Source organism: Pseudomonas sp. RSB 5.4, from assembly GCF_037126175.1.
Taxonomy (GTDB): Bacteria; Pseudomonadota; Gammaproteobacteria; order Pseudomonadales; family Pseudomonadaceae; genus Aquipseudomonas; species Aquipseudomonas fluorescens_H.
In genome coordinates, this window is record NZ_CP146986.1 from 2,577,559 (window position 1) to 2,597,786 (window position 20,228).

At 57.4% G+C, this 20,228-nt stretch carries 13 protein-coding genes, 2 tRNA genes and 3 rRNA genes; 7 read left to right on the plus strand and 11 right to left on the minus strand.

The genetic code is table 11. The features are described from left to right. Nucleotides 1–39: 39 nt before the first annotated feature. Nucleotides 40–1,182 carry a 4-phosphoerythronate dehydrogenase PdxB gene (gene pdxB / locus V9L13_RS11520; RefSeq protein WP_338802559.1) on the minus strand — a complete coding sequence of 381 codons (1,143 nt, stop codon included), beginning with the start codon at nucleotides 1,180–1,182 and terminating at the stop codon, nucleotides 40–42. Between the two features lie 225 nt (nucleotides 1,183–1,407). On the opposite strand from pdxB, the gene V9L13_RS11525 reads away from it, so the two are divergent. Next, the gene (locus V9L13_RS11525) at nucleotides 1,408–2,817 is read left to right on the plus strand and encodes an MATE family efflux transporter (protein WP_003226614.1); all 1,410 of its coding nucleotides are present in this window, start codon (nucleotides 1,408–1,410) and stop codon (nucleotides 2,815–2,817) included. Between the two features lie 135 nt (nucleotides 2,818–2,952). Here V9L13_RS11525 and tusA read toward each other — a convergent pair whose 3' ends face one another. Both tusA and rlmM read right to left on the minus strand, forming a co-directional pair. Continuing rightward, complete coding sequence (gene tusA / locus V9L13_RS11530; protein ID WP_003226616.1) at nucleotides 2,953–3,204, minus strand: sulfurtransferase TusA; 252 nt, start codon at nucleotides 3,202–3,204, stop codon at nucleotides 2,953–2,955. 177 nt (nucleotides 3,205–3,381) lie between these two features. Next, a complete protein-coding gene (gene rlmM, locus V9L13_RS11535; protein ID WP_338802560.1) occupies nucleotides 3,382–4,455 on the minus strand; it encodes a 23S rRNA (cytidine(2498)-2'-O)-methyltransferase RlmM in 1,074 nt (357 codons plus the stop codon). A gap of 222 nt (nucleotides 4,456–4,677) precedes the next feature. Here rlmM and acnA point away from each other — a divergent pair, with 222 nt between their 5' ends. Next, nucleotides 4,678–7,419 (plus strand): aconitate hydratase AcnA, encoded by a 2,742-nt coding sequence (gene acnA / locus V9L13_RS11540; protein ID WP_338802561.1) that lies wholly within the window; start codon nucleotides 4,678–4,680, stop codon nucleotides 7,417–7,419. A 362-nt stretch (nucleotides 7,420–7,781) separates the two neighbouring features. Here the strand turns inward: acnA and V9L13_RS11545 are convergent, their stop codons facing one another. Together V9L13_RS11545 and V9L13_RS11550 are read right to left on the minus strand one after the other, a co-directional pair. Further along, nucleotides 7,782–8,603 carry an aminoglycoside phosphotransferase family protein gene (locus tag V9L13_RS11545; RefSeq protein ID WP_338802562.1) on the minus strand — a complete coding sequence of 274 codons (822 nt, stop codon included), beginning with the start codon at nucleotides 8,601–8,603 and terminating at the stop codon, nucleotides 7,782–7,784. Then, complete coding sequence (locus V9L13_RS11550) at nucleotides 8,590–9,078, minus strand: SRPBCC family protein (RefSeq protein ID WP_103486290.1); 489 nt, start codon at nucleotides 9,076–9,078, stop codon at nucleotides 8,590–8,592. Before V9L13_RS11550 ends, V9L13_RS11545 begins: the two co-directional genes overlap by 14 nt. Before the next feature lie 185 nt (nucleotides 9,079–9,263). Here V9L13_RS11550 and V9L13_RS11555 point away from each other — a divergent pair, with 185 nt between their 5' ends. From V9L13_RS11555 to V9L13_RS11575, 5 genes are all read left to right on the plus strand, one after another. Beyond that, on the plus strand, nucleotides 9,264–10,184 hold the full coding sequence (locus V9L13_RS11555; protein ID WP_338802563.1) for an ADP-ribosylglycohydrolase family protein: 921 nt from the start codon (nucleotides 9,264–9,266) through the stop codon (nucleotides 10,182–10,184). Nucleotides 10,185–10,236: 52 nt separating this feature from the next. Then, on the plus strand, nucleotides 10,237–10,641 hold the full coding sequence (locus V9L13_RS11560; RefSeq protein WP_338802564.1) for a lysozyme inhibitor LprI family protein: 405 nt from the start codon (nucleotides 10,237–10,239) through the stop codon (nucleotides 10,639–10,641). Nucleotides 10,642–10,860: 219 nt separating this feature from the next. Beyond that, on the plus strand, nucleotides 10,861–11,466 hold the full coding sequence (locus V9L13_RS11565) for a hypothetical protein (protein WP_338802565.1): 606 nt from the start codon (nucleotides 10,861–10,863) through the stop codon (nucleotides 11,464–11,466). A gap of 9 nt (nucleotides 11,467–11,475) precedes the next feature. After that, nucleotides 11,476–11,682 carry a helix-turn-helix transcriptional regulator gene (locus V9L13_RS11570; RefSeq protein WP_003226632.1) on the plus strand — a complete coding sequence of 69 codons (207 nt, stop codon included), beginning with the start codon at nucleotides 11,476–11,478 and terminating at the stop codon, nucleotides 11,680–11,682. A gap of 84 nt (nucleotides 11,683–11,766) precedes the next feature. Next, nucleotides 11,767–12,438 (plus strand): hypothetical protein, encoded by a 672-nt coding sequence (locus V9L13_RS11575; protein WP_338802566.1) that lies wholly within the window; start codon nucleotides 11,767–11,769, stop codon nucleotides 12,436–12,438. A gap of 75 nt (nucleotides 12,439–12,513) precedes the next feature. On the opposite strand, the gene mrdA is transcribed toward V9L13_RS11575, so the two are convergent. The 6 genes from mrdA to V9L13_RS11605 form a co-directional block, all read right to left on the minus strand. Then, nucleotides 12,514–14,406, minus strand: a complete 1,893-nt coding sequence (mrdA, locus tag V9L13_RS11580; RefSeq protein WP_064588455.1) for a penicillin-binding protein 2 — start codon at nucleotides 14,404–14,406, stop codon at nucleotides 12,514–12,516. A 236-nt stretch (nucleotides 14,407–14,642) separates the two neighbouring features. Continuing rightward, nucleotides 14,643–14,758: ribosomal RNA gene (gene rrf, locus V9L13_RS11585) — 5S ribosomal RNA — on the minus strand. Nucleotides 14,759–14,911: 153 nt separating this feature from the next. Further along, nucleotides 14,912–17,803: ribosomal RNA gene (locus V9L13_RS11590) — 23S ribosomal RNA — on the minus strand. A 237-nt stretch (nucleotides 17,804–18,040) separates the two neighbouring features. Beyond that, nucleotides 18,041–18,116, minus strand: a tRNA-Ala gene (locus V9L13_RS11595). 9 nt (nucleotides 18,117–18,125) lie between these two features. After that, nucleotides 18,126–18,202 (minus strand) — tRNA-Ile (locus V9L13_RS11600). A gap of 124 nt (nucleotides 18,203–18,326) precedes the next feature. Continuing rightward, nucleotides 18,327–19,863: ribosomal RNA gene (locus tag V9L13_RS11605) — 16S ribosomal RNA — on the minus strand. Together the 16S, 23S and 5S rRNA genes with 2 tRNA genes alongside form the textbook arrangement of a ribosomal RNA operon. Nucleotides 19,864–20,228: the final 365 nt, after the last annotated feature.

The window sequence follows — 20,228 nt, forward strand, 5'->3', positions numbered from 1 at the left end:
ATCAAAAGATCGCAGCCTTCGGCAGCTCCTACAGGGTTTTCAGACAGCCACCGCCCCCAGCGCCGCTACAATCTTTTGCAACTGCGGCGAATTCCCGTTGATCCGCACCTTCAGCCCTTCAATCTCGCGTCGCACCGGATACTGCTTGCGCAACACATCGAACGCCGCACGCTGCTCACCGACATTGCCTACAAGACTACGGCGAAAATCCGCGTCATCGCGACGTGGGTCGTACACCCCGCGGCACAACATCGCTAGCGCCCAGGCCGGATCGCTGTCGGCGTGCAGGGTCACTTCTGACAGCCACGGTGCCGGCAACAGGTCACTGAGCTGGATGCTCGGCGGCTGACCGATAAACTCGCAATAAGCCTGATAGATCTGCGCCGTACCGCGCTGTTTGCCATCAAGGCTGTAGCCGGCAATGTGCGGCGTGGCCAGCACGCAGAGTTCGGCGAGGGCCACATCGACTTCAGGCTCGGCTTCCCAAACGTCGAGCACTGCTTGCAGGTCTTCGCGCGCCAGCAGCACTTTGCGCAGCGCGGCATTATCCACCACCGGACCACGAGCGGCGTTGATCAGCCAGGTACCGGGTTTGAGCTGTTGCAAACGCTGCTCATCAAACAGGTGCCAGGTCGCGCCTTCGCCGGTACGGGTCAGCGGCGTGTGCAGGCTGATCACGTCGCACTGCTCGATGATCTGCTCGAGGCTGACGTAATCGCCGCCCTCGGCCGCCTGACGTGGCGGGTCGCAGACTTTGACATTCCAGCCCAGGCCCTTCAGGACCTTGATCAACCGGCCGCCGACTTCACCGGCACCGATGACGCCGTAAGTACGTTGTGGCAGATCGACGCCTTCAATTTCTGCCAAAGTCATCAGGCTGCCGAGTACGTAATCGACCACGCCCCGCGCGTTGCAACCGGGTGCGCTGGACCAGGTGATGCCGGCCTCGTTGAAATAATCGAGATCCAGATGATCGGTGCCGATAGTGCACGTGCCGACGAAACGCACCTTGCTGCCTTCGAGCAGCGCGCGATTGACGTTGGTCACCGAACGCACCAGCAGCACGTCGGCCTGCTCGACCGTCGCACGGTCGATGGAGCGGCCCGGGACCCGGCGGATCTCGCCGAAACCGGCAAAAAAGGCATCGAGCAGCGGGATATTTTCGTCGGCAACAATCAGCATGGCGGGCTCCTTGGGGGGATCGGCAGTTTAGGTGCTGATCCACCGTTGAGCCAGCGCAGACTGCACGGTGGCGAGGGCGCTTCGCTTCCCGGCGGGAGCAAGCTGCCTCGCCACAGTGGATGGCCTTGATGATTACAAATCCGCAACAGAGGATTTTTCCTGACTGTCACGTCAGCGGCGTAGAATGCGGCGCCTTGCGCATCAACACCTGTGGACGCTTTGCCTGTGAATTCTGTTACTGATCAACCTCTCGCTGCCTCACTCACCCGCCCCGCGCGAATTCGCCTGGAGTTCAGGAACCTGCTCGCCCTGGCGTTGCCGATCATCATCGCGCAACTGGCGACCACCGCCATGGGCTTCGTCGATGCCGTGATGGCCGGCCGCGTCGGGCCACGTGATCTGGCGGCGGTGGCGCTGGGCAACTCGATCTGGGTCCCGGTTTTTCTGTTGATGACCGGCACCCTGCTGGCCACCACACCGAAAGTCGCCCAGCGTTTCGGCGCCGGCACCCACAGTGAAATCGGCCCGATCGTCCGTCAGGCGTTGTGGCTGGCGCTGGTGGTGGGGTTGATCGCGACTTGCATGCTGGTCGCCGCCGAACCGGTGCTGCACCTGATGAAAGTCGATCCCGAGCTGATCGGCCCGTGCATGCAATACCTGCACGGCATTGCCAGCGGCCTGCCGGCGGTGGCGTTCTATCATGTGCTGCGCTGCACCAGTGACGGCATCGGTCGCACCCGTCCGGCGATGGTGCTGGGCCTGTGCGGTCTGGCGCTGAACATTCCGCTGAACTACATCTTCATCTATGGCCACTTCGGCGTGCCGGCCATGGGCGGCGTCGGCTGCGGCTGGGCCACGGCGATCGTGATGTGGGTCATGGCGCTGGGTCTGGCCGGTTACGAGCGCTGGGCGCCAGCTTATCGTTCGAGCGAGATCTTCAGCCGTTTCGACTGGCCACAATGGGCGGTGATCAAGCGCCTGCTGGCGATCGGTCTGCCGATTGGCATCGCGGTATTTGCCGAGTCGAGCATTTTCGCCGTGATCGCCCTGCTGATCGGCAGCCTCGGCGCGACGGTGGTGGCCGGGCACCAGATTGCGCTGAACGTCAGCTCGCTGGTGTTCATGATTCCGTATTCGCTGGGCATGGCGGTGACCGTGCGTGTCGGCCAGGCACTGGGCCGTGAAGAACCGCGTGAAGCACGCTTCGCCGCCGGGGTGGGCATGGGCACTGCGTTGGCCTACGCCTGTCTGTCGGCGAGCATGATGCTGTTGCTGCGCGAGCCGATTGCGGCGATCTACACCGCCGACCCGACGGTGATTCATATCGCGGCGATGCTGATTGTGTATTCGGCGCTGTTCCAGTTTTCCGACGCAATCCAGGTCACGGCTGCCGGCGCCCTGCGCGGTTATCAGGACACCCGGGTGACGATGATCCTGACGCTGTTCGCGTACTGGGGCATCGGCCTGCCGGTGGGTTACGCCCTCGGCCTGACCGACTGGCTCGGCGAGCCGCGTGGCCCGAGTGGCTTGTGGCAGGGTTTGATCGTTGGTCTGAGCTGCGCGGCGTTCATGCTGTCGATTCGCCTGACGCGCAGTGCGCGCAAGCGTATTCGGATGAGTCGCAGCGCGGGTTAAACCAATAACACAGTACAAAAAAGTGGGAGCGGGCTTGCTCGCGAGAGCGGTGTTTCAGTCGACATTTACAGTGACTGACACACCGCTTTCGCGAGCAAGCCCGCTCCCACATTGGGTTTTGCGTTTGCCTGAGGGTCAGGCTTGTTTCTTGCGGATCCAGTACAGATAAGTACCAGCCTCTTCGTGCTGGCCCACCAGTTCGTGGTCGAGGAACACGCAGAACTTGGGAATGTCGCGACGGGTCGAGGGATCGGTGGCGATCACCTTGAGCAGGCCGCCAGGCACCAGGTCACGGATGTGCTGGTGCAGCATCATCACCGGTTCCGGGCAATTGAGACCGGTGGCGTCGAGGGTGCCGTCGACCGGCGTGTCGATCATTTCACTCATGATTCACTCCTGAAACTGGCCGGCATTGTCGCGCATGCCGGGTGCTCAGTCATCTGTAGCGAGGGGATTTATCCCCGACGGGTCGCGAAGCGGCCCCAAAGACTGGGAATGCGCTACATCCCATCGGGGATAAATCCCCTCACCGCAGAGATCATTCCCACAGGGTTTAGTGGTGACTCAGCGGGATTTGTTTTTCTTCACGTCATGCCGGCGCAGGTGGCACGTGACCTCTTCACGGTCGTGATACAGCTGCTTGCAGCCAATATCGACCTTGATCCCGCGCGCCTTGAAGCCATCGGCGATGCGCTCGAGCAGGCGCTTCACTTCGGCATAGCGCTGTTTCATCGGCAACTTGAGGTTGACCACCGCTTCGCGGCAATGCCCCTCGCCGATCCACTCTTCAAGCATCGCCGCGTTACGCGCCGGTTTCTCGACGATGTCGCAGACCATCCAGTCCACCGGTTGCTTGGGCTTGAAGGTGAAGCCGTCGGCCATCAAGTGCTGTACCAGCCCGGTGTCCATCAGGCTCTCGGCCATCGGGCCGTTGTCGATCGCGGTGACCAGCATGCCGCGGTTGACCAGTTGCCAGGTCCAGCCACCCGGAGCGGCGCCGAGGTCGACGCCGGTCATGTCGCTGTGCAGGCGCTCGTCCCACTGATCACGCGGGATGAAGTGGTGCCAGGCCTCTTCCAGCTTCAACGTCGAACGGCTTGGTGCCTCGCGCGGAAACTTCAGGCGCGGAATGCCCATCGGCCACATCGCCGAGTTGCCGGCATCGGCCATGCCGAGAAACACTTCGCGACCACTCTTGAAGGTCAGCAGCAGGCGCGGTTTGTTCGCGTCGTCCACCAATTTGCCGGCGCCGGTCAGTGCCTTGCGCAGCGGGCCTTCGAATTTCTTGCAGAAGTTCGACAGCTCTTTACCGTCGTTGGTGTCGACCACTTCCAGCCACAGGCTGCCGCAGACCGGGAAGTCCGCCATGTGCTCAAGGATCACACTGATGCGGTCGGTTTCCGGCAGGTCGATGAAGACGCCACGCGCCCATTGCCGCGGGAAAATCAGCTCGGCAAAGCGTTGGCCGCGCATCAGGCGCTCGGCACCGTCTTCTTCGGTGCAGACAAACTCGGCGTAAGCGGTGGCCGGTTTGGCCTTGGCGTAACCGGCCACGTTGAGTTGGGCGGCGAGGTCGGAAATCTCCGAACAGACTTCGCCTTCGAAGCCTGGCCGGCAATGCATGAATAGGGTGTTCATTCTTACTCCTGAGCAGAGGGCGGACATTCGGCCCCTGCGCGCTGCTCAAGCCTTGCGGTGAAGCAAAGCCTGTCACGAAAACCGGCGCATGATAGCCGAGTTCGGAACCTTGGACTTATCGATAGAGTCCAGTTATTAGCCAGCTACTGAAAACAGGGCTACGTTGATAGCTCTGCCCGTCCCCTCAGTCCGTAGCCGTGCGGACTCAAAGGAGTGATCGTAATGCCGTCCCTCGATAGCCTGAAAACCCTTAAAACCCTGAAAGTAGACGAAAAAACCTACCACTATTTCAGCCTGCCGGATGCCGCGAAAAGCCTGGGCAATATCGACCAGTTGCCGATGTCGCTGAAAGTCCTGCTGGAAAACCTGCTGCGCTGGGAAGATGAAAAAACTGTCACCGGTGCCGACCTCAAGGCCATTGCCGCGTGGCTCAAGGAGCGTCGCTCCGACCGGGAAATCCAGTACCGCCCGGCCCGGGTATTGATGCAAGACTTTACCGGCGTACCCGCCGTGGTCGACCTCGCCGCCATGCGCGCGGCGATGGCCAAGGCCGGCGGCGACCCGCAGCGGATCAACCCGTTGTCGCCGGTGGACCTGGTGATCGACCACTCGGTGATGGTCGACAAATTCGCCACCCCGAGCGCCTTCGAACAGAACGTCGACATCGAGATGCAGCGTAACGGTGAACGCTACGCTTTTCTGCGTTGGGGCCAGAGTGCCTTCGACAACTTCAGCGTGGTGCCACCGGGCACCGGGATCTGCCACCAGGTCAACCTCGAATACCTCGGGCGCACGGTGTGGACCAAGGATGAGGACGGCCGCACCTACGCGTTCCCCGACACCCTGGTCGGCACCGACTCCCACACCACCATGATCAATGGCCTCGGCGTACTCGGCTGGGGCGTTGGCGGGATCGAGGCGGAAGCCGCGATGCTCGGCCAACCGGTGTCAATGCTGATTCCGGAAGTGATCGGTTTCAAACTCACCGGCAAGCTCAAGGAAGGCATCACCGCCACCGACCTGGTGCTGACCGTCACGCAGATGCTGCGCAAGAAAGGTGTGGTCGGCAAATTCGTCGAATTCTACGGTGACGGCCTCGCCGATCTGCCACTGGCCGACCGCGCGACCATCGCCAACATGGCCCCGGAATACGGCGCGACCTGTGGCTTCTTCCCGGTCGATGACGTCACTCTGGAATACCTGCGCCTGTCCGGTCGCCCGGCCGAAGTGGTGAAACTGGTCGAGGCCTACACCAAGGCTCAGGGCCTGTGGCGCCTGCCCGGCCAGGAACCGGTGTTCACCGACAGCCTGGCGCTGGACATGGGCAGCGTCGAAGCCAGCCTCGCCGGGCCGAAACGCCCACAGGACCGGGTCTCCCTGCCGAATGTGGCGCAGGCCTTCAGTGATTTCATGGACCTGCAATTCAAGCCCACCAGCAAGGAAGAAGGTCGCCTGGAAAGCGAGGGTGGTGGTGGCGTGGCCGTGGGCAACGCCGATCTGATCGGCGAAACCGAGTACGAATACGAAGGCCACACCTACCGCTTGAAAAACGGCGCAGTGGTGATCGCCGCGATCACCTCGTGCACCAACACCTCGAACCCGAGCGTGATGATGGCGGCCGGTCTGCTGGCGAAAAAAGCCGTGGAGAAAGGCCTGACCCGCAAGCCGTGGGTGAAGAGTTCGCTGGCACCCGGCTCGAAAGTGGTCACCGACTACTACAAGGCTGCGGGGCTGACGCAATACCTTGATCAACTCGGGTTCTCGCTGGTCGGTTATGGCTGCACCACCTGTATCGGCAACTCCGGGCCGTTGCCGGAGCCGATCGAAAAAGCCATTCAGAAAGCCGACCTCACCGTGGCGTCGGTGCTGTCCGGCAACCGCAACTTCGAAGGCAGGGTGCATCCGCTGGTCAAGACCAACTGGCTGGCCTCGCCACCGCTGGTGGTCGCCTACGCCCTGGCCGGCAGCGTACGCACCGACATCAGCAGCGAGCCGCTGGGTAAGGACCAGCAAGGCAATCCGGTGTACCTGCGGGATATCTGGCCGAGCAGCAAGGAAATCGCCGACGCGGTCAGCCAGGTCAACACCGCGATGTTCCACAAGGAATACGCCGAAGTGTTTGCCGGCGACGAGCAATGGCAAGCGATCGAGGTGCCGCAAGCCGCCACCTATGTGTGGCAGGACGATTCGACCTACATCCAGCATCCACCGTTTTTCGACGACATTTCCGGCCCGTTGCCGGTGATCACTGACGTCAAAGGCGCTCGGGTTCTGGCGCTGCTGGGCGATTCGGTGACCACCGACCACATCTCCCCTGCGGGCAACATCAAGGCTGACAGCCCGGCCGGGCGCTATCTGCGCGAGAAAGGCGTGGAACCGCGGGACTTCAACTCCTACGGCTCACGGCGCGGCAACCACGAAGTGATGATGCGCGGCACGTTCGCCAACATCCGCATTCGTAACGAGATGCTCGGCGGCGAAGAAGGTGGCAACACGATCTACATCCCGAGCGGCGAGAAAATGCCGATTTACGATGCGGCCATGCTGTATCAGGCCTCGGGCACGCCGCTGGTGGTGATCGCCGGTCAGGAGTACGGCACCGGCTCCAGCCGTGACTGGGCAGCAAAAGGCACCAACCTGCTGGGAGTCAAAGCGGTTATCGCTGAAAGCTTCGAGCGCATCCACCGTTCCAACCTGGTGGGCATGGGCGTGTTGCCGCTGCAGTTCAAGCTCGATCAGAACCGCAAGAGCCTTAACCTCACCGGCAAGGAAACCCTGGATATTCAGGGCCTGACCGGCGTCGAGCTGACGCCCCGCATGAACCTGACGTTGGTGATCACCCGTGAAGACGGGCGGCAGGAGAAAATCGAAGTGCTGTGCCGCATCGATACATTGAATGAGGTGGAGTACTTCAAGTCGGGTGGCATCCTGCACTACGTGCTGCGGCAGCTGATTGCCTCTTGATTGCTTGATTCCTGTGGTGAGGGGATTCATCCCTGATGGACTGCGCAGCAGGCCCTTTTTTGGGGTCGCTTCGCTACCCATCGGGGATAAATCCCCTCGCTACAGGTGCTCGACACAAGCCTTCAGCACTTTTCTCCAGGCGAAAAAAAACCCGCCGAAGCGGGTTTTTCCCAAGACCATTATCGACTCCCTGTCGGCAGCGATCCTTGCTAATGGTCGATCATCCGTGATCCTGAAACACTCCCTGTGTCTCAGTTGATGGGTGTAGATTACGCCGTGGATCCAATCGGCAATAGTCGCAAAAGCTACCAACGCGTGTAAGACATTCGCTATACAGGCACTTCCGAAAACCCTTACCCCCTTCAGGCATCCAGCAGGCAAGCCGCGATTCGCGCGATCTGTAGCTGCCCGGCGGCCTGCTGCTGCGCGTCGTCTTCGAGAAACCACGCCGCGGACAACCCGGCGAACGCCAGCACCCACTGCAGCAAGCGTCGGCGATCAAGCCCGGAAGCCTCGACAATCACTTCGAGCTGACGGCGCAAACGCTGCGGCTCGCCAGCCGTCGGCAGATCCGGATTGCAGATCAGGTTCGCGTAGTCATAACCACGCTCGCCACGGACCCGTTTGGGATCAATCGCCAGCCAGCCGTGTGCACCGAAATCGAGAACGTTGTCGTGGTGCATGTCACCGTGCAGCACCACTACGTCCTGCGGGTCAGCGAGCAAGGCTTCAGCCGTTTGCAGGCTCAGGACATAGGTCCCGCCCTGTTCGGCGGCGGCCACCCGCAGCGAGGCGAACCACGGCGTCAGCTCTACCAGCGGCGGTGGCGGCGTCGAACGCGGCGCATGCAAGCGCGCCAGTGTCGCGCACATGATCCGCGTGGCCTCGTCGTCTTCACCGTTGAGCGCCATGTGCATCAGCGAACGCCGGCCCATGGCCCGTTCCAGCAACAAACCTTCCTCGTGATGGGCCAGCACTCGCGCGGCGCCGTCACCGTCCCACCAGGTCATCAACTGATTGCCGAATTGCTCGTCTGTATCCAGCGCAACCTTGAGCATCGCCGGCGTGTCGCCGAAACGTACCGGAAACAGGCGACTGCCCGGGGTAATGATCGGTTCACCGTCCGGTACCAGCGCCCAGCATTGCAACCAGGGTGCGAAGATTGCGCAGTCAGTCACCGTCACGCTCGCGAGTCTTGGCGCTTTCGGCGAGAAACTGTTCAAGCCGGCTCAGTTGTTCCTCCCAGCCACGGCTGTCCATGTAGTACGCCTCCTTTTGGCGCACGTCGGGAATATGCGCAAAACCGGACTCAGACACCTTGAGCAAGGTACCGTCCTCGTAATCCTGCAGGTCGAACTTGACCAGCGTCGTCGGTTCCTGGGAATAGTCGATGCTCGGGTTGACCGCGTACGGGTGCCAGCGAAACGAAAACAACTGCTGCGGCTCGACCCGCTCGACCAACACGTTCCACAACACATGTTCATAACCCGGATAGGTGACCTGCCCTTGCGTCCATTCCCCGGCAATGAACCGCCTGCCCTCCAGCGCCACGCCAAACCACTGGCCAAACGCCTCGGCATCGACCAGTGCGCGCCAGACATAGGAACGCGGCGCCTTCAGCTTGATTTTGCGTTCGAAACTATTGGGTACCGGTTTCATAAGTCACCTCCTGTTCTGAACAGTAGGCTTGTATGACCACATGTCCAACCTGAAGTTGTATCAAAGCAGTGCAACTGTGCAGCATGGGGAAACATTCGGCGGCATTTCCGCTGGTTGAATCCAGCGCTCTCCGCCGATGAACCTGTTACCTTTTCCTGCGAAATGGAAACAAACAAGGACGAACCATGCAGCCATCCCTCTCCGAACGTTATCGCGGCGCTCTCCTCGGCCTTGCCTGTGGCGATGCTGTCGGGACCACGGTGGAATTCAAGCCGCGGGGCTCATTCCAGCCACTGACGGACATGGTCGGTGGCGGCCCCTTTCACTTGAAGCCAGGGCAATGGACGGATGACACTTCGATGGCGCTGTGCCTGGCGGAAAGTCTGCTGAGCAAAAACACCTTCGATGCGGCTGACCAGATGGGGCGCTATCTGAACTGGTGGAAATGGGGCTATCTCAGCTCCACCGGTGATTGTTTCGATATCGGCACGACGGTCAGCCAGGCGCTGTCGCAGTATCAACAAACCGGTCAGCCCTTTGCGGGATCTGCCGACCCGTTTACCGCCGGCAACGGTTCACTGATGCGCCTGGTGCCGGTGGTGCTGTTTTACTTTCCTGATGCCCGGCTGATCCGCCAGTTCGCCACCGACAGTTCGCGGACGACTCACGGCGCGCCCGAAGCCATCGAATGCTGTCAATTGCTTGCCGAGGTGATCAGCAAAACCCTGCTCGGCGCCTCCAAGTCAGAATTGCGCAAACTGCCAGACTCAAGCTTCGCTCAAGCGAAAGTCGCAGCCATCACCCGGGGTGATTACCTCACAAAGTCGGCGGACGAAATCCGTGGTAGCGGCTACTGCGTCGAGTCTTTGGAAGCGGCACTGTGGTGTTTTCATCACACCGACAGTTTCGCCGCAGCGATTCTGCAAGCGGCCAACCTGGGCGATGACGCCGACACCACGGCCGCCATCGTGGGACAAGTGGCCGGCGCCTATTACGGCGTTCGGGCAATTCCTGCCCACTGGCTGGAAATGCTCCATGACGGCGAGGAGATTGCGGCCACCGCAGATCGCCTGCTCGAAGCCTCCCGGCTACGCGTGCCTGAATAGAAGCCCCAGAGTCGCTAAACTGCACTTTCATCCGACACAGTGAGATTCCCCCATGTCCCCACACTTGCTTCTGGCCCTGACACCCTTTCTGTTCACCCCCCTCGCCCACGCGAGCGTCGACTGCGCCAATGCCAGCGATCAGGCGACCCTGAACCAGTGTGCCGGTCAGGAACTCAAGGCGGCGGACAAGGAACTGAATACGGTGTATCAGCAGATTACCGGTCGTTTGAAGGACAACCCTGACAGTAAGAAGCTGCTGGTGGGTGCGCAGCGAGCGTGGATCGGGTTTCGCGATGCCGAGTGCAAGTTTTCGGCATCCGGAGTCGAAGGCGGGAGTGTTTATCCGTTGATCTACAGCAATTGCCTGACCGCGGTGACCAAGGTGCGGGTCGAGGCGCTGAAGCAATATTTGAAGTGTCAGGAGGGTGACATGAGTTGCCCGGTGCCCGGGGCCTGATTTTGTAGGGGGTTCGGTCTTGCCGATAGATTTGTTGATTTCACACTTGGATCGCCTTCGGCGCGCTCGCCAGCGAGTCGACTCCCCGGACCATTACAAATAATTGGTCGAAACCGCGGCAGAAGAGGATGCCGCGGCAAACCAATCAAAATTAATTATTGTAATTAGATAATTTTTAATCGAAAATTCGCTACCAAATTGTAACAACCAGGAATTTTCATGAGTACTCACATCAACGGATTGGCGCTGCAGCGCATGCATTGGATCGGGCTGCTGGCAGCGTTTCTCGTCTGGGTTCTGGGTGTGACGGAGGTCGGCGGCAACGCGACGATCTGGTTCTTCAAAAAAGATGAAATGCTGGCGGGCCTGCTCTATGCCTTTGCAGAAGGCTCGCCGCAATTGCTTGACCCGTTTGTCGAAGGCGCGCTGCTTGATCCCGACACTTGGCTGTCGTCAATGGTCACTGCGCTGATCGTTTTTCTGGATTTCCTGCCCGTTGTCCTGTCGGCTTACGCGTTATGGCTGACCGGGTTGTTTTTCTTGCGCTTGTCACGCGGCGAAACCTGGACCGATCGCAATATCGGAGTCCTGTGGCGCGTGGGGGTGCTGTGCATCGTTTCTCCGGCGGCTTACCCGCTGGTAGAGACTTTGCAAGGTCTGGCTTTGTCGATCGATCTGCCGCCGGGGGATCGTATTTTTCAGTTCTCGATCGGCCTGTCTTCCTCTTCTGCCTACGAGATAATCAAAGGCGTATTGCTCTGTTCGTTTTCAATTATCATGCGCGATGCAAAAGTACTCAGCGATGAGCAAAGTCAATACATATAGAACAACATAATGACCATTATCGTCCGCCTTGACGTTGTCATGGCCACGCAAAAAATTCGCTCGAAAGAGTTAGCGGCCCTGCTCGGGATCACCGAGGCCAACCTGTCATTGCTGAAAAACGGCAAAGTCAAAGGTGTGAAGATGGCAACTCTGGACAAGCTCTGCGCTGCGCTCGATTGCCAACCGGGCGATCTGCTGGAATACCAGAAAGACTGAGACTTTCCTCTGACGGCGAGTTGTTTATCGCAAGTCCCATTCGTTTAACTCTTACTCAATCCTTAGTTTCAAGGCGGCTTTGTCATGTCCCGTTATTTGTTATGCGCGCTGTTATTGCTGACAGCGTCACTCAGCGGCTGCGCCACACAACTTGACGTAGCACTCAATGCAATACCTGATCCGGACTATCAGTTCGACCGAAAGGCAACCGTACTGGTGACCTCGACCAACAGCGCCGATGAGAACGCACTGAATGCCCGCTACTATCTTCGCGACATGGTCAACGCACTGAAAGACAGGGGCTTCCAGGAGGTCTATACCGACGCCAGCCTGCCCAGGAATCATGCAACGATCAAAATGACCATCAGTCTCGATATCGGCAGCCGGCAAGTTTCTTACCGCTATACGGCCACCGACTATGGGCAAGTGCCAACCAGCACGACGACCGTATGCAAGAACACCAAAAAGAAAGATGACCGACTGACCTGCACCAGTAAGCCCAACACGACCTATGGCCCGGTGGGTACTTCAGAGCGGATCGGCTACACCACCCTGAGCACTTTCATTGCCACCGCCCGGGATGAGGTGAGCAAACGCACTGTGTATCTGCTGCGGGCGTCGTCTTATAACGAGGACTGTCAGGCCGCCAAGGTCGAAGCGTTTCTGGTCGAGCAAGGCCTGCAGAACCTGAATTTTCAGGACCGCCTGCAACGCAACTACAGCGTCACGATGCCCGAGGGTTACAGCTGCAAATAGTCAGTTGCCCAAACGTCTGTCTCGACAGCTTCACAGCGCAGCCGATGTGAGCCGGCGCTGTGAAGCTGATCCAGGTTACACGTGCGGATCACCCGGCGGCTTGGCGGGCGCCGCGTATTGCGGCTTGAGGTGGCCATCCTGATCCAGTAACCAGGCGTCCATGATCTGCCGCACCACAGGGCCGGCCACTCGGCCACCGGCCTCACCGTTTTCGATCATCACCGAGATGGCGATCTTCGGGTGCTCTGCCGGAGCAAAGCCGACAAACAAGGCATTGTCGCGATGCCGTTCAAGGGTTTTCTCACGGTTGTAACGCTCACCCTGCTTGATCGCCACCACTTGCGCAGTACCGCTCTTACCGGCAATGCGATACTGCGCACCGGCCGCTGCGGCGCGCGCGATACCCCGGGCATCGTGCATCACCATCTGCATGCCGTGGTTGACCTGATCCCAGTCGCGCGGGTTCTTCAGCAGGATATTCGGCATCGGATGCTCGTCGACCGGCGCCACGCCATCGACTGTCTTCGCCAGGTGCGGACGATTCCATACGCCCTTGTTGGCGATCAGTGCGGTGGCCTGAGCCAGTTGTAGCGGCGTAACCTGCATGTAGCCCTGCCCAATCCCGAGGATCACCGTTTCCCCCGGGAACCAGGCCTGACGGCGTGTTGCGCGTTTCCAGGCCTGAGACGGCATCAAACCGGGCGACTCTTCGAACATATCCAGCGAGACTTTTTCGCCAAGGCCAAACATTGCCATGTAGTCGTGCAGGCGATCGATGCCGAGCTTGTGCGCCAGATCGTAGAAGTAGGTGTCGTTGGAACGCATGATCGCCGCGTCCATGTCCACCCAGCCATCGCCGCTGTGGTTCCAGTTGCGGTACTTGTGATCAAAGTCGGGGAGTTGGTAATAACCCGGGTCGAAAACACGGGTCTGCGGGGTCACGACGCCGGCATCGAGACCGGCAATCGCCACTTCCGGCTTGATGGTCGAGCCCGGCGCATACAGGCCGCGCAGCACGCGGTTGAACAGCGGTCGGTCGATGGAGTCGCGTAGCGCCGAATACTCCTTGGAGCTGATGCCGGTGACGAACAGATTCGGGTCGAAACTCGGGTTGCTGACCATGGCCAGCACCTCACCGGTGGACGGATCAAGCGCCACCACCGAACCACGACGATCCCCCAGTGCCGCTTCGGCAGCTTCCTGCAGCTTGACGTCGAGACTGAGCACGATGTTTTTGCCAGGGACCGGATCGGTGTGCTTGAGCACCCGCAACACTCGGCCCTGGGCGTTGGTCTCAACTTCTTCATAGCCTACGTGGCCGTGCAGCTGCGCTTCGTAGAAGCGTTCGATGCCGGTTTTGCCGATGGATTGGGTGCCGCGATACTCCACCGAGTCGAGGGTTTTGGACTCTTTCTCGTTGATCCGGCCAACGTAGCCGATTGAATGCGCGAAGTGCGGCCCCAGCGGGTAATGCCGAACGAACTGCGGCTCGACATCGAGGCCCGGCAAACGGAACTCGTTGACTGCCAACACGGCGATCTGTTCTTCCGTCAGTTCGTAGAACAGTGTCACCGGGGTAAATGGATGACGGGACTGCTTCATTGCCTTATCGAAAACCGTGCGATCCTCAGCGGGCAGATGCAGGAGATTGATCACCTCGTCCAGCTCCTGATTGACATCAGTGGCGCGTTCGCGGGTGATCACCAGGTTGTAACTGGGTCGGTTATCAGCGAGCAGCACGCCATTACGGTCGTAGATCAAGCCTCTTGTCGGCGGGATCGGCAAGACATGCACGCGGTTGTTTTCAGAGATGGTCGAGTGGTAGTCGTATTCAACCACTTGCAGGATGTACAGGCGTACCACCAGCGCGCAACTGATGGCAAAGACGAACAGAGCGCAGGCAATCAACCGCTTGTTGACCAAGCGCGTCTCTTTTTCGTGATCTTTGATCGGGATGGGTTCAGGCATTTCTACAGCAACTCTTTGACATAATTTGAGTGCCGATCCATGGGCATGACATCAGTCCGTTAAAAAACGAGCTGCACCATACCAAAAACCGAGTGGTCACTTCAGAAGGATTTTGCCCAACGGCAGTCCTAGCGACGGTTGGAGCGCGCGTGCCGTGTGATTCTGGCGATCAAACCACTTTCCTGCGGGCAAAACAAAACCCCAACTGCTTTCGCAATTGGGGTTTCGGAATTTAATCTTGACGATGACCTACTCTCACATGGGGAAACCCCACACTACCATCGGCGATGCATCGTTTCACTTCTGAGTTCGGGATGGGATCAGGTGGTTCCAACGCTCTATGGTCGTCAAGAAATTCGGGTACTGACTCGTGACCGGTTGGCCTCGCTTCAGCAAATCGGGTATGTGATACAGGTGTTTGTGAGCATCGCGAACTTTCGGTTCATTGCGTCTTCACACACCGCAATCTGGTCTCTTTCGAGCATTCAGATTGCTTGGGTGTTATATGGTCAAGCCTCACGGGCAATTAGTATTGGTTAGCTCAACGCCTCACAGCGCTTACACACCCAACCTATCAACGTCGTAGTCTTCGACGGCCCTTCAGGGAACTCAAGGTTCCAGTGAGATCTCATCTTGAGGCAAGTTTCCCGCTTAGATGCTTTCAGCGGTTATCTTTCCCGAACATAGCTACCCGGCAATGCCACTGGCGTGACAACCGGAACACCAGAGGTTCGTCCACTCCGGTCCTCTCGTACTAGGAGCAGCCCCTCTCAAATCTCAAACGTCCACGGCAGATAGGGACCGAACTGTCTCACGACGTTCTAAACCCAGCTCGCGTACCACTTTAAATGGCGAACAGCCATACCCTTGGGACCGGCTTCAGCCCCAGGATGTGATGAGCCGACATCGAGGTGCCAAACACCGCCGTCGATATGAACTCTTGGGCGGTATCAGCCTGTTATCCCCGGAGTACCTTTTATCCGTTGAGCGATGGCCCTTCCATACAGAACCACCGGATCACTAAGACCTACTTTCGTACCTGCTCGACGTGTCTGTCTCGCAGTCAAGCGCGCTTTTGCCTTTATACTCTACGACCGATTTCCGACCGGTCTGAGCGCACCTTCGTACTCCTCCGTTACTCTTTAGGAGGAGACCGCCCCAGTCAAACTACCCACCATACACTGTCCTCGATCCGGATAACGGACCTGAGTTAGAACCTCAAAGTTGCCAGGGTGGTATTTCAAGGATGGCTCCACGCGAACTGGCGTCCACGCTTCAAAGCCTCCCACCTATCCTACACAAGCAAATTCAAAGTCCAGTGCAAAGCTATAGTAAAGGTTCACGGGGTCTTTCCGTCTAGCCGCGGATACACTGCATCTTCACAGCGATTTCAATTTCACTGAGTCTCGGGTGGAGACAGCGCCGCCATCGTTACGCCATTCGTGCAGGTCGGAACTTACCCGACAAGGAATTTCGCTACCTTAGGACCGTTATAGTTACGGCCGCCGTTTACCGGGGCTTCGATCAAGAGCTTCGCGTTAGCTAACCCCATCAATTAACCTTCCGGCACCGGGCAGGCGTCACACCCTATACGTCCACTTTCGTGTTTGCAGAGTGCTGTGTTTTTAATAAACAGTCGCAGCGGCCTGGTATCTTCGACCGGCATGAGCTTACGGAGCAAGTCCTTCACCCTCACCGGCGCACCTTCTCCCGAAGTTACGGTGCCATTTTGCCTAGTTCCTTCACCCGAGTTCTCTCAAGCGCCTTGGTATTCTCTACCCAACCACCTGTGTCGGTTTGGGGTACGGTTCCTGGTTACCTGAAGCTTAGAAGCTTTTCTTGGAAGCATGGCATCAACCACTTCGTCACCCAAAGGGTAACTCGTCATCAGCTCTCGGCCTTAAGATCCCGGATTTACCTAAGATCTCAGCCTACCACCTTAAACTTGGACAACCAACGCCAAGCTGGCCTAGCCTTCTCCGTCCCTCCATCGCAATAACCAGAAGTACAGGAATATTAACCTGTTTTCCATCGACTACGCTTTTCAGCCTCGCCTTAGGGACCGACTAACCCTGCGTCGATTAACGTTGCGCAGGAAACCTTGGTCTTTCGGCGTGGGTGTTTTTCACACCCATTGTCGTTACTCATGTCAGCATTCGCACTTCTGATACCTCCAGCAAGCTTCTCAACTCACCTTCACAGGCTTACAGAACGCTCCTCTACCGCATCACTTGCGTGATACCCGTAGCTTCGGTGTATGGTTTGAGCCCCGTTACATCTTCCGCGCAGGCCGACTCGACTAGTGAGCTATTACGCTTTCTTTAAAGGGTGGCTGCTTCTAAGCCAACCTCCTAGCTGTCTAAGCCTTCCCACATCGTTTCCCACTTAACCATAACTTTGGGACCTTAGCTGACGGTCTGGGTTGTTTCCCTTTTCACGACGGACGTTAGCACCCGCCGTGTGTCTCCCATGCTCGGCACTTGTAGGTATTCGGAGTTTGCATCGGTTTGGTAAGTCGGGATGACCCCCTAGCCGAAACAGTGCTCTACCCCCTACAGTGATACATGAGGCGCTACCTAAATAGCTTTCGAGGAGAACCAGCTATCTCCGAGCTTGATTAGCCTTTCACTCCGATCCACAGGTCATCCGCTAACTTTTCAACGGTAGTCGGTTCGGTCCTCCAGTCAGTGTTACCTAACCTTCAACCTGCCCATGGATAGATCGCCCGGTTTCGGGTCTATTCCCAGCGACTAGACGCCCTATTAAGACTCGCTTTCGCTACGCCTCCCCTATTCGGTTAAGCTCGCCACTGAAAATAAGTCGCTGACCCATTATACAAAAGGTACGCAGTCACCCAACAAAGTGGGCTCCCACTGCTTGTACGCATACGGTTTCAGGATCTATTTCACTCCCCTCTCCGGGGTTCTTTTCGCCTTTCCCTCACGGTACTAGTTCACTATCGGTCAGTCAGTAGTATTTAGCCTTGGAGGATGGTCCCCCCATATTCAGACAAAGTTTCTCGTGCTCCGTCCTACTCGATTTCATGACCAAGAGATTTTCGCGTACAGGGCTATCACCCACTATGGCCGCACTTTCCAGAGCGTTCCGCTAATCTCAAAGCCACTTAAGGGCTAGTCCCCGTTCGCTCGCCACTACTAAGGGAATCTCGGTTGATTTCTTTTCCTCAGGGTACTTAGATGTTTCAGTTCCCCTGGTTCGCCTCTTGCACCTATGTATTCAGTACAAGATAACCATCTTATGATGGCTGGGTTCCCCCATTCAGACATCTCCGGATCAAAGTCTGTTTGCCGACTCCCCGAAGCTTTTCGCAGGCTACCACGTCTTTCATCGCCTCTGACTGCCAAGGCATCCACCGTATGCGCTTCTTCACTTGACCATATAACCCCAAGCAATCTGGTTATACTGTGAAGACGACATTCGCCGAAAATTCGCAAAACTCTTAAGAGTCACTCACAAATTTTACCTTAGCCTGATCCGTTACCAGTGAAAGTAACGTTCAGTCTATCTTTCTATCACATACCCAAATTTTTAAAGAACGATCTAATCAAAGACTAGAAATCAATATTCACACCGGAATATTCATTTCTAAACTCTAACAAGCAGAAGCAGTTAATGGTGGAGCCAAGCGGGATCGAACCGCTGACCTCCTGCGTGCAAGGCAGGCGCTCTCCCAGCTGAGCTATGGCCCCATACAAAATTGGTGGGTCTGGGCAGATTCGAACTGCCGACCTCACCCTTATCAGGGGTGCGCTCTAACCAACTGAGCTACAGACCCAATTTCGAGCGCGTAACTGATTAGCTAAGAGCTATCAGCTTGGAGCTTAAAGCTGCTTCTATCGTCTTCTTCAATGAATCAAGCAATTCGTGTGGGAACTTATGGAGCAGCTGATGTCGTCGATTAAGGAGGTGATCCAGCCGCAGGTTCCCCTACGGCTACCTTGTTACGACTTCACCCCAGTCATGAATCACACCGTGGTAACCGTCCTCCCGAAGGTTAGACTAGCTACTTCTGGTGCAACCCACTCCCATGGTGTGACGGGCGGTGTGTACAAGGCCCGGGAACGTATTCACCGCGACATTCTGATTCGCGATTACTAGCGATTCCGACTTCACGCAGTCGAGTTGCAGACTGCGATCCGGACTACGATCGGTTTTGTGGGATTAGCTCCACCTCGCGGCTTGGCAACCCTCTGTACCGACCATTGTAGCACGTGTGTAGCCCAGGCCGTAAGGGCCATGATGACTTGACGTCATCCCCACCTTCCTCCGGTTTGTCACCGGCAGTCTCCTTAGAGTGCCCACCATTACGTGCTGGTAACTAAGGACAAGGGTTGCGCTCGTTACGGGACTTAACCCAACATCTCACGACACGAGCTGACGACAGCCATGCAGCACCTGTCTCAATGTTCCCGAAGGCACCAATCCATCTCTGGAAAGTTCATTGGATGTCAAGGCCTGGTAAGGTTCTTCGCGTTGCTTCGAATTAAACCACATGCTCCACCGCTTGTGCGGGCCCCCGTCAATTCATTTGAGTTTTAACCTTGCGGCCGTACTCCCCAGGCGGTCAACTTAATGCGTTAGCTGCGCCACTAAGAGCTCAAGGCTCCCAACGGCTAGTTGACATCGTTTACGGCGTGGACTACCAGGGTATCTAATCCTGTTTGCTCCCCACGCTTTCGCACCTCAGTGTCAGTATCAGTCCAGGTGGTCGCCTTCGCCACTGGTGTTCCTTCCTATATCTACGCATTTCACCGCTACACAGGAAATTCCACCACCCTCTACCATACTCTAGCTTGCCAGTTTTGGATGCAGTTCCCAGGTTGAGCCCGGGGATTTCACATCCAACTTAACAAACCACCTACGCGCGCTTTACGCCCAGTAATTCCGATTAACGCTTGCACCCTCTGTATTACCGCGGCTGCTGGCACAGAGTTAGCCGGTGCTTATTCTGTCGGTAACGTCAAAACAGCAAAGTATTAATTTACTGCCCTTCCTCCCAACTTAAAGTGCTTTACAATCCGAAGACCTTCTTCACACACGCGGCATGGCTGGATCAGGCTTTCGCCCATTGTCCAATATTCCCCACTGCTGCCTCCCGTAGGAGTCTGGACCGTGTCTCAGTTCCAGTGTGACTGATCATCCTCTCAGACCAGTTACGGATCGTCGCCTTGGTGAGCCATTACCTCACCAACTAGCTAATCCGACCTAGGCTCATCTGATAGCGCAAGGCCCGAAGGTCCCCTGCTTTCTCCCGTAGGACGTATGCGGTATTAGCGTTCCTTTCGAAACGTTGTCCCCCACTACCAGGCAGATTCCTAGGCATTACTCACCCGTCCGCCGCTGAATCCAGGAGCAAGCTCCTTTCATCCGCTCGACTTGCATGTGTTAGGCCTGCCGCCAGCGTTCAATCTGAGCCATGATCAAACTCTTCAGTTCAAACATCTTTGGGTTTTTAAGAAACCCTAAACTTGGCTCAGCAATCGTTGGTTACATCTTTGATTTCTCGCGGAGTAACTTGTGATGCTGATAATCTTGTTGACTATCAGTCTGACTCCACAAGCACCCACACGAATTGCTTGATTCAGTTGTTAAAGAGCGGTTGGTTAAGATCTTTCGTCTCAACCGAGGCGCGCATTCTACAGCAGCCTCATTTGCTGTCAAGTGATTATTTTCAGAAGTTTTCGAAGATTTCTTCAACAACTTCAACCACTTGCGCTTCCGATCTCTCGTTAGCGGGAGGCGAATTCTACAGCGTTACACGCTGCTGTCAACACCTCTTTTTCTCCGCTTTCGACCGAGAA

What these genes read in the sequence shown, in the direction of transcription:
- mrdA (WP_064588455.1), bottom strand. Translation starts at nt 14,406, where the DNA reads ATGCCTGAACCCATCCCGATCAAAGATCACGAAAAAGAGACGCGCTTG.
- V9L13_RS11570 (WP_003226632.1), top strand. Translation starts at nt 11,476, where the DNA reads ATGACCATTATCGTCCGCCTTGACGTTGTCATGGCCACGCAAAAAATT.
- V9L13_RS11575 (WP_338802566.1), top strand. Translation starts at nt 11,767, where the DNA reads ATGTCCCGTTATTTGTTATGCGCGCTGTTATTGCTGACAGCGTCACTC.
- V9L13_RS11555 (WP_338802563.1), top strand. Translation starts at nt 9,264, where the DNA reads ATGCAGCCATCCCTCTCCGAACGTTATCGCGGCGCTCTCCTCGGCCTT.
- rlmM (WP_338802560.1), bottom strand. Translation starts at nt 4,455, where the DNA reads ATGAACACCCTATTCATGCATTGCCGGCCAGGCTTCGAAGGCGAAGTC.
- tusA (WP_003226616.1), bottom strand. Translation starts at nt 3,204, where the DNA reads ATGAGTGAAATGATCGACACGCCGGTCGACGGCACCCTCGACGCCACC.
- V9L13_RS11550 (WP_103486290.1), bottom strand. Translation starts at nt 9,078, where the DNA reads ATGAAACCGGTACCCAATAGTTTCGAACGCAAAATCAAGCTGAAGGCG.
- V9L13_RS11560 (WP_338802564.1), top strand. Translation starts at nt 10,237, where the DNA reads ATGTCCCCACACTTGCTTCTGGCCCTGACACCCTTTCTGTTCACCCCC.
- V9L13_RS11565 (WP_338802565.1), top strand. Translation starts at nt 10,861, where the DNA reads ATGAGTACTCACATCAACGGATTGGCGCTGCAGCGCATGCATTGGATC.
- pdxB (WP_338802559.1), bottom strand. Translation starts at nt 1,182, where the DNA reads ATGCTGATTGTTGCCGACGAAAATATCCCGCTGCTCGATGCCTTTTTT.
- acnA (WP_338802561.1), top strand. Translation starts at nt 4,678, where the DNA reads ATGCCGTCCCTCGATAGCCTGAAAACCCTTAAAACCCTGAAAGTAGAC.